We start from the raw sequence: 14,498 nt of genomic DNA, 5'->3' as shown, positions 1-14,498 counted from the left end.
AATATATGAAATACATTTATACTAGGAATATATATATTTAAAATATGGAAAAAAAGACGAAATAACATTAGATAGTAGATTTGGAGGTTCTAGAATGGATAAGTCGTCAATTATAGGGTTAATACTTGCTTTAGTAGCACTATTAACAGGGATGGTAATGAAGGGTGTAAGTTTATCTGCATTTTATAACCCTGCAGCTATCCTAATTATCATTTTTGGTACTATTTCCGCAGTAACAATTGCCTTTCCTATGCAGGAGTTAAAGCGTGTGCCGAAGCTATTTAAGATTCTTTTTAAAGAAACAAAATTAGCAAATGATATAGAGATTATTAAAATGTTTTCACAATGGGCTGACTTAGCTCGTCGCGAAGGGCTATTAGCACTTGAAAGTAAGGCCTCAGAGATTGAAGATCCATTTTTGAAAAATGGCCTTACATTAGCAATTGATGGTCAAAATGCTGATTACATACGTGATGTCTTAACAGAAGAAGTAGAAGCGATGGAAGAGCGACATACTAGTGGAGCAGCTATTTTTACACAAGCAGGTACATATGCACCTACTTTAGGGGTTCTTGGTGCAGTAGTAGGGTTAATCGCCGCATTGGCTGATATGAATGATATCGAAAAGCTAGGACATGCTATCTCAGCTGCCTTCATGGCTACATTACTCGGTATCTTTACAGGGTATGTTTTATGGCATCCATTTGCGAACAAGCTAAAACGTAAATCTGCTTTAGAGGTAAAACAAAAGAGAATGATGATTGAGGGTATCCTTTCAGTATTAGAAGGGGAGGCTCCACGTGTAATTGAACAGAAACTATCATCATACTTAACGATGGAAGAACGTCGTCAAATTTCTGGTGAAAGCGGGGCGGGTGGCCTTGGCAAAGAAAGCTAAGAAGAAAAAGCATGATGAACATATTGATGAGTCTTGGTTAGTGCCATACGCAGATATTTTAACTTTGCTGCTAGCCGTGTTCATTATTTTGTTTGCCTCAAGTTCAGTCGATCAAGAAAAGCTAGAAAGAATGTCGGCAGTTTTTAGTCAAGTCTTTGATGGTGGAACTAGTTTTCTAGAGCAACCTGCACCAGTCCCTACTCCGAATGCGGATAGCGACCAAACGCCACAGCAAAACTCTGCCTATTTAAAGGATCAACAGGAGTTAGCTGAAATAAAAGATAGTGTGGATAATTTTATTGCAGTCAATGAAATGGAAGATCAGTTTGCCACAGAAATGACGGATGAGGGATTACTAGTGACAATCCGCGATAGTATTTTATTTGACCCAGGGCAGGCAAAAGTTAAACCTGAGTATGTCTCTATTGCCAAAGAGCTATCAACTATGCTGGTATCTGATCCAGCTCGAAATATTGTCATCACAGGTCATACAGATAATGTACCAGCAGGTCCGAATTTCTCATCAAACTTTGAACTATCTGTTTTGCGTGCAACGAATTTTTTAAATCTTCTTATTGAAAGTAATGACCAGTTAGATCCTACGCGCTTTAGTGCAAAAGGAAACGGTGAGTATCGTGCAATTGCACCAAATGACACAGCCGAAGGACGCGCAAAGAATCGTCGTGTAGAAGTTTTAATTCAACCATTAGTTACAGAGGATGGTTCTGAAACAAAGACTACACCATAATAAAAGAGCTATTAGCAGCAGACAAATGTCTTGAGCTAATAGCTTTTTGTTTTACCTATTTACGTAAAGATCCTAATTCAGCAACAATCGCTTGCATTTCGCTTGGACTAAAAGTTTCTCTCTTCATAACCATTTCATATAGATACACTAAATCTTCATAATTTGCTTCATCGAAGTTTTCTGATTTCATTGCATCGACATTCACCATACGAAGCTTGTCCTTCATTTGATCAACCATATACATAACGTTTTCTTTAGATGGAACTGATAAATCCATTTTTTACCCTACCTTTCGTCATCCTCGCACATATCATTTCATTGAATAAAAAAAATGTCAACTCCGTATTTGGGCATTGCTTTAAAAATAGACTGTTATTGGGTAGAATAAGTGCAGAAGACTGTTTATTTATGAAATAATAGGGAATATGCAACTATACAAGCAGGGGGTTTTAATATGGGTCAAAGTAAATTATTAGCATCTATTGTAGCAGGAGCAGCAGTAGGAGCAGCATTAAGTATGTTAGATCGTACTACACGAGAAAAAACAATTGCCTCAACAAAAAAGATGAAGGAAGCCATCTCATACTATGCAGCAAATCGAGAAGAATTGCAGGTTTTGGTAGAGGAAAAAGTACTCGCGGCAAAGGTGCTTTGTGAAAGTGTGTCAGATAATGTCAACACAATTGCTGAAAAGGTGGATGAATTTAAGGATTTACCTTCCACGATACAGGGAATGATTGAAGATACGAAATCAGCCTTTACTTTACCTCATAAGGAGTAAAGGTCGTTTTAGGAGGAATTGTATGGAAAAGAATAAAGCAACATTGCATAACGCTTTTGGGTTTGTAAAATCGTTTGTTTCTCCAGAGGAGGGAGCGATTGATATTATGACATCCAAAGGCTTTATCCAAGATTTAATAGGTCGGCTCAAGCGAGTTGAAATATCTGCGCTTGCTGCACAATTGGCTTATTTCTTTTTACTATCGTTCTTCCCCTTACTTATTTTCTTGGTGACACTATTACCATATCTTAACTTAGAAACCACTCAGGTCTATTCATTTTTAGTGAATATCTTACCTGATGAAGTGTATAAGCTGATTGAAAATACACTGAATGAGATTTTAACAAATCGCAACAGTAGTTTACTGTCCATTGGGGTTTTAGGTACTATTTGGTCTGCATCTAAAGGCATTAATGCATTACTTCGTGCTTTAAATAAAGCCTACGATACAGAAGGGAGAGCAGGCATATTAGATAGGGGTTTATCACTTGTTTTTACAATCGCTCTCGTTATTGTTATTGCCGTTGCGCTCTTATTACCGGTCTTTGGTCAGCAAATTGGACATTTCCTATTCTCAATCGTCGGAATAGAGGAGCAATTTGAATCAGTTTGGCATAGATTAAGATGGTCAATCCCGCCATTATTGATTTTCATCGTATTAATGGGCATCTACTGGTTTGTGCCAAATACAAGTCCTCGTTTGAAAATAATGGGCGTATGGCCAGGAGCGTTATTTGCCACGCTTGCTTGGTTAGCAGTCACATATGGTTTCTCTTTTTATATTAATAATTTTGCAAATTATTCTGCTACATACGGTAGTATTGGTGGCGTCATTATTTTAATGCTCTGGTTATATTTTACGGGAATCATTTTAATCTTTGGTGGCGTATTAAATGCTACAATGCAGAAAAGAGCACTTCAAAAGGAAATTCGTCGATAAGGAAATGATCATTTATTAACAATAGCCTCGCTAAACTCATAAAGAGTAGCGAGGCTATTTTACTTGATTTTACCTGATTAAATGCATCAATTATTCAATGAAAGCCACAGCGCATGTCACAGGAAGAGTAGCTTCAAGCAAGCGGGACTCAATTATACTGAGGCTTACTTGATGTTAAACATTTTTATTGAGCATACGTAAACCATTTAGAATAACTAGAATTGTACTACCTTCATGCCCGATTACGCCTAATGGCAAGTCGACAACTTGTAAAAAGTTAGAGGCGATTAATAAGATAATAACCCCGATAGAAAAGAAAATATTTTGTTTCACAATACGTTGCATTTTACGTGATAAACGAACAGCATAGGCGATTTTTGATAAGTCATTTTTCATTAGCACGACATCCGCTGTTTCAAGCGCCACATCTGTACCTTCCCCCATAGCAATGCCAGTAGTTGCGGTAGCCAATGCAGGGGCATCATTAATACCGTCGCCGACCATGCCAACAAATTGATGTTGTGTAAGTAGGCGTTTCATTTCAGTTACCTTCGTTTCTGGCAGACATTCTGCGACGTATTCAGTAACGCCAGCCTCCTTCGCGATAACTTTCGCTGTTTTTTCGTTGTCACCTGTAAGCATCACCACTTGAATACCAAGCTCTTTTAATAATGTAACAGCTTTCTTAGCTTCAGAGCGCACAGTATCTTTTAATGCTGTTAATGCAACAATACCATGTTGATCGCGAATGAAAATAACTGTTTTTCCCTCTTCTGTAAGTTTAGTTACAGCACCATTTGCAAAACTGTTAGCAAGTTGTACATCAACAAACTCTGGTTTGCCTACTTGATACTCCTTGTTTTGAATCGTTCCTTTAATACCCCAGCCAGGAATATCTTCAATTGTTGCTTGTGGCAGTATGTCGATTCCTTCAGCCTTAGCATAGGAGGTAATCGCTTGGGCAAGGGGATGATTGGATTGAGATTCAATTCCTGCAAGAATTGCTAGAGCCGTCTCACGTTCTACTCCATCACGGACAATAAAATCTGTAACAACTGGTTTTCCTTGCGTTAAAGTACCTGTTTTATCGACCGCCAATGCACGTAACACACTAAGATGCTCTAAATGTAAACCACCTTTAAATAGCACACCATTTTTTGCACCATTTGATATAGTAGCGAGTGTTGCAGGCATAATGGAGGCAACGAGTGCACAAGGTGAAGCAACCACTAATAACACCATTGCTCGGTAAAAGGTTGTTGTCCAGTCCCAGCCGAGTAAGAAGTGGGGAAGAACCATCATAATGGCAACACCAAGTAAAACAAATTTTACATAAGTCCCTTCAAACTTTTCGATGAATTGTTGAGAGGGAGATTTTTCACTTTGGGCACTTTGAACGAGCTGTATAATTTTTTGGAAAAGGGTCTCTGAATTCGCCTTTGTCATTTCCATAGTAATAGCACCATTTAAGTTGACTGTGCCTGCAAAAACTTCGTCTCCTTCGCTTTTTGAGATTGGCAGTGGCTCACCGCTAATAGCTGACTCATCAATAGAAGATTGGCCTTTAAAAATAATGCCGTCTGCTGGAATTCGTTCGCCCGGTTTAATCAATAAATGATCCCCGATTTGTAATGTGGAAACTGATACTTTCATAGGCTCAAATCCGCCACGCACTAACCAAGCTTCTTCTGGCTGTAAATTCATAAGTGCAGATATTTCGCGATGACTTTTATTCATCGCATAAGTTTCAAGTGCACCACTTACTGCAAAAATAAATATTAGGATGGCCCCCTCTGTCCAATAGCCAATTGCAGCTGAGCCAATTGCAGCTAATACCATCAACAGCTCAACATTTAGCTTTCGCTCTTCTATGGTTTCTTCAATGCCTTCTTTTGCTTTCGCGAAACCACCTACACAAAAGGCAATTAAATATAGTAGAACAGAAGCCGTTGTTTGTCCACTTGTGTCTAAACGCCATGCTAGTAAGATGAAAATTCCAGCCATTAATGCAGCAATTAATTCTGCATGTTCTTTTATTTTCTCAATTATGTTTATATTTTCTCGATTAGAGTATTCCATCTGTATCCCTCCTGATAATGAAAATCAATATCAAAACCTTTATAAATTAGCGTTGTTTTGAGCTATTCATTTGAAAATGGATTTCAATTACCATCTCTTTTGTTTAGAATTATTATAACAAAGGAATTTGTAAAAATAAAGTAGGAAGTTTGATGGAGATTTTTAAACAATTTGCGAAAGGATTGAAAAAGGCACAGTCTATTCACTAGGAATATTCTGTGCCTTACAAAATTGTGCAAAAAAATGAGTTACTACTGCTATCTATTATTTAATTAGAAGACTCTTTCTGCATGCAGAGCAAGTTTTTCTAATGATGATTTATCCACATCTGCATGTAGTGAGTTACCATGTGAATCCATTGTTACAACTGCTGTAAATTTTTCAACATTTAAGTGCCACATAGCTTCAGGAATACCGAATTCCATTAAATCAACACCATCAACGCCTTTAATACAGTCCGCATAGTATTGTGCTGCTCCACCAATTGCATTCAAGTAAACCCCACCATGCTCATTAAGCGCTTTTAATGTTTTTGGTCCCATTCCACCTTTACCAATAACAGCACGGATACCGAATTTTTTCATGATATCGCCTTGATAAGGCTCCTCACGAATTGAAGTAGTTGGGCCAGCAGCTTTCACTGTCCAATTGCCTTCTTCATCCTTAGCCATTACAGGTCCGCAGTGATAAATAACTTGTCCATTTAAATCAACTGGTGCATCGTGGCTCATTAAATGGTGGTGGATGGCGTCACGGCCAGTATACATACGACCAGTAATAGAAACGACATCTCCAACTTTTAATGAACGAATTTGTTCTTCAGTAATTGGCGCAGTAAGTTCTACTACATCTGTAGTTGTATCTTCTGTTGTAGCAGCTACTTCATTCTCTTTGAAGGTAATTTTTTCACCCTCTTGATAGTGCCAATTCAAAATTTCGCCAGTTTGAGGATCGATGTCCACAGCCATACGACGGTAAGCCCAACAATTATATGCTACTGATACATAGAAAGAGGCAGGTATACGGTGCATTACGCCAATTTTACAGCCTAATAATGTTGCTTCACCACCGAAGCCCATTGTACCGATACCAAATGTGTTAGCCGTTTTAACAACATACTCTTCTAACTTAGCAAGATCTGCATTTGGATTTGTATCTTCAACATGGCGGAATAATTGCTCTTTTGCTAAATCATAGCCCGAAGAACGGTCTCCACCAATACCTACACCAATGAAACCAGCAGAACACCCTTGACCTTGTGCTTGGTATACAGAGTGTAAAATACATTTACGAATACCATCTAAGTCACGCCCTGCACGACCAAGACCTTCTAATTCACATGGTAGACTGTATTGAATGTTTTTATTTTCACAGCCGCCACCTTTGAGAATTAACTTAATTGTAATGTAATCTTTTTCCCATTGCTCAAATTTCATTACTGGCAAACCATCACCAAGATTATTACCACTGTTTGCACCAGATAATGAATCCACCGCATTAGGACGTAATTTAGCATCTGCAGTTGTATCGTTGATTGCTTTTTTGATTGCAGCTTTAATTTCTAATTGGTTTACGCCAACAGGAGTATAAATTTTGAAAGTTGGTAGCCCTGTATCCTGACAAATTGGTGACACGTTATCTTCTGCCATAATAATATTATTTGCAATTGTGTCTAAGCTCATTGCTGCACGAGTACCAGCATTCTCAGCTTCTTTTGCTTTTTTAATAGCACGACGTACATCCTTAGGTAAATTCGTAGATGTTTCAGTAATTAAATCGTAAAGACTCTTCTCCAAATTTTGTAGATTCATTGGTATTGCCCCCCATAGAAAAATTGATTATTTCCACGTTACATTATACTCTTTTCAACTAATGAAAAAAAGAGTCCTTATCTGAGACCGCTAAATTAAAGCATATTTTAATAATATAGAAGGAGAGTATTGATTTTATAGAACATTTGTTCTAAAATAGAATAAATCCAATATTAGGAGGAACTTGCATGACTGCTAAAACTTTACTTGAATTACCCGAAGCATTCGAGCAATATAGACCATTAATAGAAGGGACAATGAAGCCTGTTGTATTGGTTAATACGGAAATAAGTAAAACAACTTTATTTCAAAGTAAGTTTGCAGGAGATCCTTATTTCCCATTGGGAATGGACTATCCAAAAAACATGAAGGGACAACCGTTAAAGCTATTAGCTCAAATTAACTTTGCAGAGGTTCCTATGCATTTACCCAATTTCCCAGAAGAGGGAATATTGCAGTTTTATATTGATGGTTATGACGATGTTTTAGGAATGGATTTTGATAATGGACAAAATCAAGAAGGCTTTCGTGTAATATTTCATGAACAAGTTATACAAGATGAAGCACAGCTTATTCAAGATTTTTCTTTTATAGAAATAGATGATGAAGAATTATATTTTCCTGTCGAGCGTGAAATGGCATTATCCTTTACTACAGGCGTTGAGCCGATGTCGATTGATGATTTTAGAAGCAATGAAAAGTATGCTAGCATCTTAACAGCTTTGGAGGATGACGAAGCATTAGAAGACAGCTTCTACGATGCTATGACTGGTGATGGTCATAAAATTGGAGGGTATCCATTCTTTACGCAAGAGGATCCTCGAGCATATGGAGATTATAAAGATTCAATCATTTTGCTGTTACAGATTGATAGTGTCGGCGACAATATTCTTTGGGGCGATTGTGGCGTTGGCAATTTCTTTATCACAGAGGGAGAGTTAATGAATAAAGATTTTAGCAAGGTACTTTATAATTGGGATTGCCATTAAAAAACAAGCGAGCACACGATGCTCGCTTGTTTTTTATTCATTATTGTTCACGAGCATGAAATTGCTCCATTTTGTCCTCTAAATCATCCATCATTTGGATTAAGCGATCAATATCTTCTAACTCAGCTGTTTCAGGATCAAGGGCATCTAATACTTCTAAAAACATCTCCAGACGCTCTTTTAAATAGGTTACTTGTTGCTCTTTATCAGTGATTGGCTTTGACATTCGTACACCTCATTTCATCCCTTTCATCGTAGCCGATTTGAGCTTAAATTTCAATGTTTAGGGAAACACCTAGGACTAAGAGATTAATTTTAAAAAACAATAAACAGAATATTTACAATATTGAGGATGTATGTTAAAGTTGTTTTAAGATAAAGTAAAGGAGCTGATTGGAAAAAGTCATCTGCAACGCTAACTCGAAAAGGAGGGAGTTTAAACAAGTAATCGGTAATATTCAAAAGCCGAAAATCGTGTTTATACAATTAAATGAGGATAAGTATTAGTTAAGCCTTAGCGTAAAATCACATGTGGTGAGCGCTAAGGCTTTTTGGTATGCTGTTCTTTGGAAGAATGACTAGATAGTGGAGGGAAAAATGACGTACTTCTCAGATTACAGCAAAAAAAGATTTACCATTTTAGTAGTAATTGTATCCATATCAGGCTTTTCACAAGGGATGCTATTACCGCTTATTTCGATAATATTTGAACGTGATGGGGTATCCTCTGCATTGAATGGCTTGAATGCAACAGGCTTATACATAGGAACATTACTGATTTCACCATTTATCGAGCAGCCCTTACGCAGGTGGGGCTATAAACCGATTATTTTAATTGGTGGAGCACTAGTTTTTGCGTCTTTACTTGCATTTCCTCTATGGAAAAGTGTGACCTTTTGGTTTGTCCTTCGTTTATTAATTGGCGTAGGCGATCATGCCTTGCATTATGCCACACAAACATGGATTACTAGTACTGCAGATCATAAAAGCTTAGGGAAGGGGATGGCCATTTATGGCTTATCATTTAGCATAGGTTTTGCTGTTGGGCCACTTATGGTGAAGCTCATTGAAATTGCTGAAGCGCTACCGTTTATCGTATCTTCAATAATGTGCCTCTTTGCATGGTCCTTTGTATTTCTCTTACAAAACGAAAAGCCTGAGCGTTTAACAGGTGATTTAAATGCCAGAGGATGGCAACGGTATAAAATGGCTATTTTATTTGGGTGGATTGCTTTTTTAGGTCCATTTGTTTATGGTTTTCTGGAGTCTTCACTAAATGCCTTGTTTCCTGTCTATGCACTACGCAAGGGCTTTGAAGTCGGCATGATTCCTATCATTTTATCTGTGTTTACATTTGGTGGTATTTTAACGCAAGTGCCGCTTGGTGCACTAGGAGATAAAGTAGGGAGAAGGAATATTTTGATGATTGGGTCATTTGGTGGCGCAATTATTTTTGCGATTGCAAGCTTTTTAGAGCATTCACAATTCGCTGTGGCTGTCGCATTTTTCTTAACGGGTACGCTGGTTGGCTCGATGTTTTCTTTAGGGATTACATTTATGGCTGATTTGACACCAAAGGAGCTACTGCCTACGGGGAATTTACTTTGCGGAATTGCTTTAAGTATTGGTAGCTTAACAGGTCCATTTTTAGGTGGAGTTTATTTAGAATATGTAAAAAATTATAGCTTTCTTTTACTTGTGGCTATGCTTTTGCTAGTCGTTGCAATGGTTTTATTTATATTTGGACGCCGCAAGCATCAACAACCAACGATGGCAAAATAAAAAGAGCGGGGCTCATCTCCCGCTCAAAAAACAAAAAACGCCCAGCAAATCCGTGCTGTTATGGCGTTTTTTGCGTAACAAGGATGTTCCGTCCAAGTTACATAGGTTTGGCACCTAGAAAATTATTATACAGACATGTTCTAATGAAAGCAATAAAAAAGAAAATGGGTATTTTTGGACATTATCCATCTTTCTATTTATAATAAAAGAACACTTGCTTAAAAAGGAGGTTTTTACATGGCAGAAATGAAAAAACTATCTATCCACCGTGCTTTAACAGAATTAAAAATGCTGACTCTGCGAATTGAAGCAGCAACAAATGAGGTTAGCGCAGTCGTAGCTAATCGAAAAAGCAATCGTAAAATTAATGGTGTAGACATTCCTGGATATGAAAAACAAATGCAAGCATCCTATGATAAAGTGCTAGGTTTAATTTCCTATCGAAATAAAATAAAAGCACTAGTTGTGCAGTCCAATGCAAACACAAAGGTGTTGGTGGGCAAAGAGGAAATGACTGTAGCGGAGGCATTGAACGGAAACAATCCATTCAATACGAAAAGAATTTGCTAGAAGTTATACAACATCAGCATCGTTCAGCTATCAATACGGTTGCCAAAGAAAATGATGCATTACCTGCAAAGCTGGAAACCTATTTAATTAACATATTGGGCAATAAAGATAAACAATCACCAGAGGAAGTCAAATTACATACCGAAACATTTATGAAAAGAAATGAGTTTGAAATCATTGATCCCCTAAATGTTAAACAACAAATTGAGAAATTGAGCAATCGAATTGAAGAATTTGAATCAGAGGTGGACGCTGTCTTATCAGAGTCGAATGCCACAACCTTTATTGAAGTACAAGGTTAAAAAGATTTGCATGTCCTAGCGAAAATGGAAAACGAAAAGTCGCTCGCGCTTCAAGGCATGTGTGCGAGTTAAAACGTAAAACATGCCTTACTCCAATGGTAACTTTCAACTAAACTGATTTGAAAGCTCAAAGGTAAAAGGTGAAAGTACAAAGCTTACGTTTTAAAGTTCTTTGAATAAAAGCTGAAAATTTAACATTTAATAATCATTTAAAACCTGGGTTATTGGTTAAGGTATCGACTTTTCTGGACCATCCATCATCCACCAGGCAGCTTGTGCTGTGCATTAGAAAAAGGACGTCTCCTAGGGAAACGTCCTTTTCATACTATTTGTTTTTTAAAACAAGTTTTGCAACGCATTCCACCTGCGCCGTTTGTGCGAACATATCCACAGGCTGAATATACTCAACATGATAAAGCTTAGATAATTGTTGTAAGTCCTTTGCCAAAGTGGATGGGTTACAGGAGGTATAAACAAAACGTTTAGGTTTTAGTTTAAGGACTGTTCGAATAAATTCAGGTGCTAGTCCTGTACGTGGTGGATCTACCGTAATCACATCAGGAGTAAATCCTTCCTTACGCCATTTCGCTAGAACACTTTCCGCTGTACCGACTGCATATTTCGTATGCTTGAAGCCATGATTTCGAGCATTTTTACGAGCATCCTGAATGCTTTCAGGAATGACATCCATTCCACGAACTTCCTTCGCTTTATCCGCTAACCATAATCCAATTGTGCCAACGCCACAGTATGCATCAACCACTGTTTCTTTTCCCGTTAAAGCAGCAGCCTTTTTAATTTCATCATAAAGATGAACTGTTTGCTTTGGATTTAGTTGGAAGAAGGCGCGGGCAGATAAATCAAAGGCCAATTCGCCAAGCTCTTCATGAATGGTTTCTTTGCCATCAAGTACAACAGTTTCATCACCGAAGATTAATGATGTTTTTTCACGGTTAATATTTTGTGCAATGGATACAATACTCGGATCAATTTTTTTAATACGTGTAATCAATTCAGCTAAATGAGGGATTTCTTTCCTTGTTGTGACAAGAACGACTTGTGTCTCCCCGGTACGAATACCTGTACGTACAACAATCGTACGCACTAAACCATCTAGCGTACGACCATCGTAAATAGTGATATTTAGCTTTTGCAAAATTTTTCGAGTGGCAACGGTGATTTTGGAAGTAATTGGGTGCTGAACAAGGCAATCATTAATGTTTAACAGCTTATTACTTCCTTCAGCAAATAAACCTGCGTAAACACGCTTGCCTTCTTTACGTACTTGGAATTGGCTTTTATTACGATAATGCCAAGGATCATCCATGCCAAGTGTTTTTCTCACTTCAATTGTTTCGAGTAAAGGTTTGGCATAACGCTCTAATGCTTGTATAACAATGTCTCGCTTTTCTATTAGCTGTTTTTCATAGGTCATATGCTGAAGCTGGCAGCCCCCGCACTCATTGTACACTGGGCAAGGTGCTTCCTGACGATGTTTTGAAGCTTTACGAATGGCTAATATCTCTGCTTCAGCAAAATTACGTTGTGTTTTTGTTACTTGAGCTGTGATCTCTTCACCAGGAATGGCTCCTTTTACAAATATCACATTACGTTTATAAAAACCTACACCTTCACCATTAATGCCTAGCCTTTTTATTGTTAGTGGGAATTTTTGTCCCACGGTCATTGTTGTTTGCTGCGTCAAACGTTCCACGTCCCTGCTCTATATTGTCATCTCCCCATTATAGCGAAGGAGCAGGCGATTGCAAAGCAACAGGGAAATCTTCATATTCTAATACTAAATCGTCAAGCGATAAGAACGTATAACCTTGCTTTTTAGCTTCTGCAATAAACATTGGTAATGCTTCCGCATTATCCTGTGCTACGGTATGCATTAAAATAACGGCACCAGGATGCAGTTGTTCCATAAGTGCATTATAAGCATAATCTGCCCCACGACGCTCATCCTTCATCCAATCCTTAAAGGCCACAGACCAGAAAATATGGCGATAACCTTCTGCATTACCCACCTCTAGCACTTTTGCATTAAAAATTCCTTCAGGTGGACGAGCATATGTTGTACGATCGATGCCTGTCAATTCACGTAACTTGCCATCGAACTTTTGCCATTCTGCACGCATGCCATCTGGTGAAAGTCGAGCCATATTTGGGTGACCATATGAGTGATTCCCGATAGTATGACCATCCTTCACCATGCGTTTCACTAAGTCGCTTGCACTGTCTAAGTAATGGCCTGTTAAAAAGAAAGTAGCAGGTACATTTTCTTTTTTCAATGTATCCAAAATATTTTCAGTAAAGCCGTTTTCATAGCCATTATCAAATGTTAAATAGGCAATTTTTTTATCTGCCTTCCCTTTATAAATCGCACCATATTTGTCAAGTAACTGATCGAGCTGTGCTCCTGCCTCTGCCTGCTCACCGTTTTTAGCACGTTTAAAGCCCCAATGGTGTTCATCAGAACCAGCAGCAAAAAATGGATTAAAGCTAATTCCTGCGGCAATAATAAAAGTAGCAATTACCGCACCAACAATATGTTGTTTCCACATAAAAACGCATCCTTTCTTTTTCATTAGAATGCGTAATTACTAAAAAAATTATCCAACTTAATTTTTTCTAATTTTGAGCCTTTAACAAATTTTCAAGTGCTTGCTTTAAATAAGGGTATTTAAATATAAAATGTTGTTGTTCTAATAGGGTTGGTAGCACTTGTTGTCCTTCTAAAACAAGTGTGCTTTGTTCGCCGAGAGCTAAACGCATCGCAAAGCTAGGAACAGGCAGCCAATGACGTCTGCCCATGACTTCGGCAATCGTTTGACCAAATTCCTTCATTCTCATAGGATGCGAGGCTGTTATATTAAATGGTCCATGAATATTTTCATTTGTAATAGCAAAATAAATAGCACGTGCTACATCTTCAATATGTACCCATGAAAGCCATTGCTCTCCAGAGCCGATCGTTCCACCTATATGCATTTGATAGGGCAATAGCATTGGTGGAAGTGCGCCACTTTTTCTACCTAAAATGACACCAAAACGTGCAAGAGCCACACGAATACCTAATGCTTCTGCTCGTTTCGCATGTCGCTCCCAATCGTGGACTGTAGAGCCTAAAAAATCAGTTGCGTAATCCGTAAAATCTTCATCATAGATGGCTTGTGTGGAAGTTGGGTATATACCAACTGCACTAGCATTGACAAGGACTTTTGGTTTTATCGTGAGCATGTCCATTATACGTATAATCTCTAATGTGGCATTCATTCTGCTCCAATAGATAGCTTTCTTTTGCTTTTTTGTCCAACGACCATTATTTAATGAAACACCTGCTAAATTCACAAAGGCATCTACACCTTCAAAGATTTCCAAAGCTTGCTCATGCTGATGTAGCCATTGAACATAGTGAACGCCATTTTCTAGCTTTGACTTATGACGCGTTAAGACAAAAATGTCGTGTCCGTTGTGCTGCAATAGCTGTATAAGAGCATTTCCAACAAAGCCAGTGCCACCTGCAATCACTATTTTCATAACAAGCACCTCTTTTCTCGAATAAAACGCTTACTTTTAAGTTTATCATGTAACC

Annotated in this window: 15 protein-coding genes; 8 read left to right on the top strand and 7 right to left on the bottom strand. The window is 38.0% G+C overall.

The window, feature by feature from the left end:
- Positions 1-94 precede the first annotated feature (94 nt).
- Both motA and motB read left to right on the top strand, forming a co-directional pair.
- A complete protein-coding gene (gene motA, locus MKY76_RS20160) occupies positions 95-898 on the top strand; it encodes a flagellar motor stator protein MotA (RefSeq protein WP_004225583.1) in 804 nt (267 codons plus the stop codon).
- Complete coding sequence (gene motB / locus MKY76_RS20155; protein WP_342557081.1) at positions 882-1,646, top strand: flagellar motor protein MotB; 765 nt, start codon at positions 882-884, stop codon at positions 1,644-1,646. Before motA ends, motB begins: the two co-directional genes overlap by 17 nt.
- Before the next feature lie 55 nt (positions 1,647-1,701).
- Here motB and MKY76_RS20150 read toward each other — a convergent pair whose 3' ends face one another.
- Positions 1,702-1,923: a DUF1128 domain-containing protein gene (locus MKY76_RS20150; protein ID WP_004225580.1), complete on the bottom strand. Its 222-nt coding sequence runs from the start codon at positions 1,921-1,923 to the stop codon at positions 1,702-1,704.
- A gap of 177 nt (positions 1,924-2,100) precedes the next feature.
- Between MKY76_RS20150 and MKY76_RS20145 the strand changes: the two genes are divergently transcribed.
- Positions 2,101-2,427, top strand: a complete 327-nt coding sequence (locus MKY76_RS20145) for a hypothetical protein (RefSeq protein WP_048394796.1) — start codon at positions 2,101-2,103, stop codon at positions 2,425-2,427.
- A gap of 22 nt (positions 2,428-2,449) precedes the next feature.
- Complete coding sequence (locus tag MKY76_RS20140) at positions 2,450-3,367, top strand: YihY/virulence factor BrkB family protein (RefSeq protein ID WP_004225576.1); 918 nt, start codon at positions 2,450-2,452, stop codon at positions 3,365-3,367.
- Positions 3,368-3,541: 174 nt separating this feature from the next.
- Here the strand turns inward: MKY76_RS20140 and MKY76_RS20135 are convergent, their stop codons facing one another.
- Together MKY76_RS20135 and MKY76_RS20130 are read right to left on the bottom strand one after the other, a co-directional pair.
- Positions 3,542-5,446 carry a heavy metal translocating P-type ATPase gene (locus MKY76_RS20135; RefSeq protein ID WP_342557080.1) on the bottom strand — a complete coding sequence of 635 codons (1,905 nt, stop codon included), beginning with the start codon at positions 5,444-5,446 and terminating at the stop codon, positions 3,542-3,544.
- Between the two features lie 272 nt (positions 5,447-5,718).
- Complete coding sequence (locus tag MKY76_RS20130; protein ID WP_048394791.1) at positions 5,719-7,257, bottom strand: fumarate hydratase; 1,539 nt, start codon at positions 7,255-7,257, stop codon at positions 5,719-5,721.
- Between the two features lie 188 nt (positions 7,258-7,445).
- On the opposite strand from MKY76_RS20130, the gene MKY76_RS20125 reads away from it, so the two are divergent.
- The gene (locus tag MKY76_RS20125; RefSeq protein ID WP_342557079.1) at positions 7,446-8,246 is read left to right on the top strand and encodes a YwqG family protein; all 801 of its coding nucleotides are present in this window, start codon (positions 7,446-7,448) and stop codon (positions 8,244-8,246) included.
- Positions 8,247-8,286: 40 nt separating this feature from the next.
- Here MKY76_RS20125 and MKY76_RS20120 read toward each other — a convergent pair whose 3' ends face one another.
- Positions 8,287-8,472: an SE1561 family protein gene (locus MKY76_RS20120; RefSeq protein ID WP_016995373.1), complete on the bottom strand. Its 186-nt coding sequence runs from the start codon at positions 8,470-8,472 to the stop codon at positions 8,287-8,289.
- A gap of 371 nt (positions 8,473-8,843) precedes the next feature.
- Here MKY76_RS20120 and MKY76_RS20115 point away from each other — a divergent pair, with 371 nt between their 5' ends.
- The 3 genes from MKY76_RS20115 to MKY76_RS20105 all read left to right on the top strand — a co-directional run bounded on the left by MKY76_RS20115 (position 8,844) and on the right by MKY76_RS20105 (position 10,900).
- Entirely contained in the window at positions 8,844-10,028 is a 1,185-nt protein-coding gene (locus MKY76_RS20115) for an MFS transporter (protein ID WP_257962103.1), read from the top strand.
- Positions 10,029-10,265: 237 nt separating this feature from the next.
- On the top strand, positions 10,266-10,598 hold the full coding sequence (locus MKY76_RS20110; protein ID WP_342557078.1) for a hypothetical protein: 333 nt from the start codon (positions 10,266-10,268) through the stop codon (positions 10,596-10,598).
- Entirely contained in the window at positions 10,592-10,900 is a 309-nt protein-coding gene (locus MKY76_RS20105) for a hypothetical protein (protein WP_342557077.1), read from the top strand. Before MKY76_RS20110 ends, MKY76_RS20105 begins: the two co-directional genes overlap by 7 nt.
- Positions 10,901-11,225: 325 nt before the next feature.
- On the opposite strand, the gene rlmD is transcribed toward MKY76_RS20105, so the two are convergent.
- The 3 genes from rlmD to MKY76_RS20090 form a co-directional block, all read right to left on the bottom strand.
- A complete protein-coding gene (gene rlmD, locus MKY76_RS20100) occupies positions 11,226-12,605 on the bottom strand; it encodes a 23S rRNA (uracil(1939)-C(5))-methyltransferase RlmD (RefSeq protein ID WP_112118004.1) in 1,380 nt (459 codons plus the stop codon).
- Positions 12,606-12,642: 37 nt separating this feature from the next.
- Positions 12,643-13,467, bottom strand: a complete 825-nt coding sequence (locus MKY76_RS20095) for a polysaccharide deacetylase family protein (protein WP_342557076.1) — start codon at positions 13,465-13,467, stop codon at positions 12,643-12,645.
- A 67-nt stretch (positions 13,468-13,534) separates the two neighbouring features.
- Complete coding sequence (locus tag MKY76_RS20090) at positions 13,535-14,443, bottom strand: TIGR01777 family oxidoreductase (protein WP_342557075.1); 909 nt, start codon at positions 14,441-14,443, stop codon at positions 13,535-13,537.
- Between the last annotated feature and the right edge of the window lie 55 nt (positions 14,444-14,498).

Source organism: Lysinibacillus sp. FSL P4-0201 (assembly GCF_038593425.1).
GTDB lineage: Bacteria > Bacillota > Bacilli > Bacillales_A > Planococcaceae > Lysinibacillus > Lysinibacillus capsici.
Note: the sequence above shows the minus strand (reverse complement) of the source record. Positions and strands in the feature narration are given on the sequence as shown.

What these genes read in the sequence shown, in the direction of transcription:
- MKY76_RS20090 (WP_342557075.1), bottom strand. Translation starts at nt 14,443, where the DNA reads ATGAAAATAGTGATTGCAGGTGGCACTGGCTTTGTTGGAAATGCTCTT.
- MKY76_RS20135 (WP_342557080.1), bottom strand. Translation starts at nt 5,446, where the DNA reads ATGGAATACTCTAATCGAGAAAATATAAACATAATTGAGAAAATAAAA.
- MKY76_RS20150 (WP_004225580.1), bottom strand. Translation starts at nt 1,923, where the DNA reads ATGGATTTATCAGTTCCATCTAAAGAAAACGTTATGTATATGGTTGAT.
- MKY76_RS20120 (WP_016995373.1), bottom strand. Translation starts at nt 8,472, where the DNA reads ATGTCAAAGCCAATCACTGATAAAGAGCAACAAGTAACCTATTTAAAA.
- MKY76_RS20115 (WP_257962103.1), top strand. Translation starts at nt 8,844, where the DNA reads ATGACGTACTTCTCAGATTACAGCAAAAAAAGATTTACCATTTTAGTA.
- MKY76_RS20125 (WP_342557079.1), top strand. Translation starts at nt 7,446, where the DNA reads ATGACTGCTAAAACTTTACTTGAATTACCCGAAGCATTCGAGCAATAT.
- motA (WP_004225583.1), top strand. Translation starts at nt 95, where the DNA reads ATGGATAAGTCGTCAATTATAGGGTTAATACTTGCTTTAGTAGCACTA.
- MKY76_RS20145 (WP_048394796.1), top strand. Translation starts at nt 2,101, where the DNA reads ATGGGTCAAAGTAAATTATTAGCATCTATTGTAGCAGGAGCAGCAGTA.
- MKY76_RS20110 (WP_342557078.1), top strand. Translation starts at nt 10,266, where the DNA reads ATGGCAGAAATGAAAAAACTATCTATCCACCGTGCTTTAACAGAATTA.
- MKY76_RS20095 (WP_342557076.1), bottom strand. Translation starts at nt 13,467, where the DNA reads ATGTGGAAACAACATATTGTTGGTGCGGTAATTGCTACTTTTATTATT.
- MKY76_RS20130 (WP_048394791.1), bottom strand. Translation starts at nt 7,257, where the DNA reads ATGAATCTACAAAATTTGGAGAAGAGTCTTTACGATTTAATTACTGAA.
- MKY76_RS20140 (WP_004225576.1), top strand. Translation starts at nt 2,450, where the DNA reads ATGGAAAAGAATAAAGCAACATTGCATAACGCTTTTGGGTTTGTAAAA.